Annotated in this window: 1 protein-coding gene; it reads right to left on the reverse strand. The window is 67.3% G+C overall.

Annotated elements, in window-relative coordinates; genetic code table 11:
- The coding region (locus FLX08_RS39825; RefSeq protein ID WP_167530774.1) for a DNRLRE domain-containing protein at positions 1 to 1,370 on the reverse strand (1,370 nt) is incomplete at its 3' end.
- Positions 1,371 to 1,484: the final 114 nt, after the last annotated feature.

The following is a 1,484-nucleotide window of genomic DNA, read 5'->3' on the forward strand; positions in this document are numbered from 1 at the left end:
GGCTCGAAGTCCACGCTGAGCCTGGGCGCGTGCGCCGGGTACGGGTAGGTGGAATCCCGGGTCCGGTAGCGGCGCCAGTTCGTGGTGTCGGACTCGTTTCCCGCGGTGAGCTGGAAGCCGTAGTTCGGCTCGCCGTTCGCCCAGGCCTGCACGATGCCGTTGACCGAGTGGACGAGGTCCCACTCGTAGGCGTACGCCCCGCTACAGTTGGCGCTGTTGTAGGCGCCGTACTCGGTGTTGGCGCCCACGCTGGTGACCGACGGCTGATTGGACCACGTGAGGTTCAGCTCGTCCCAGTCGGAGGTGACGCGCCGGGCGGTGATGCCCGACCCGACACGGAGCCCGCAGTCGCTGGACAGGTGGTTCCACAGCGTCAGGTCCGCGTTCTCGATCGTCGAGCCCCAGAACGGGTCGCTCTCCGCGGGCAGCGGGAACTGAATGTAGCTGCGCCAGCGCACATCGCCGTTGTTGGACTTGCCGACCAGAATCCGGTCGAGGTTGAAGTTGGACCAGCTGTCGGGGTAGTCCGCGTTGTTGACGAAGGTGTCCATCGGCTCGCCGTCGTACGGCGCGCTCACCCCGTCGGGACAGTATATGCTGGAGGGCTTGCCGATCTCACACTCATACCAGTCGTCATCAACGGCGGCCATGGTCACCGGATACGCCGTCGCGGGATCGGCCAGGAAAGCCGGGTCCGGGCTGTACACCAGGTCCGAGCCGTCCAGTGTGACGGCCGCTCTGCCGACTTTGGCGGCGTCGAGGTCGCCGCCGGGGTCCGCGGCGACCGCGTCCAGCAGCGGCGCTGGCCGGATATCGAGGAACGGCTTGCCGTCCTTGTCCTTCAGCGTCGGCTGGCCCTTGTCGCCCTTGCCGAACGAGACCCCCTTGGGCAGATCCACCGGGATGCGGAAGGTCAGCGGTCCGACCGGCCGTTCCCGGATGACGAGCTGCTGCCGGAACCCGGTCGGTGTGGCGGTGACGACCAGGTCGATGCCCTTGCCGTACGCCGACGGGTACGTCGCGGTGTTGCCCTTGAGGTTCGGTTTGGGCAGCTTGCGGGGTCCACCGACGCGTGTGGCGGTTTTCGCGTCCTTGCTCTTGATCGCCGTCGTGTCACCACCGGCCGACAGCGTCAGGTCGCCCTTGGCCGCTTTGGGCTTGATGACGCCGTCCGCTTCGACCAGGGTGGTGTCGATCAGGCTGAAGCCGTCGCCGTCGGCATTCTTGACCCGGACCGGCTCCAGGTTCAGCTCCATCCGGAGCGTCTTGCCGTCTGGGTTGGCGTACAGCGTGGCCGTCTCGGTGTTGCGTTCCGGGATCTCCACCCTCTTGCCGGACTTGTGGGCCTTGGCCTTGGCCTCTTCGATCACCCGGTCGGCTGCACGTCTGCCACCCTTGGCCCCCGTGGCTTCGGAGCTGGGGGGCGCGGCCGGTTGTGGCACTTCTGCCCGGGATGGGATGGCGGCCAGTCCGACAGCCATGTT

Source organism: Microbispora hainanensis (assembly GCF_006874475.1).
Lineage (GTDB): Bacteria > Actinomycetota > Actinomycetes > Streptosporangiales > Streptosporangiaceae > Microbispora > Microbispora hainanensis.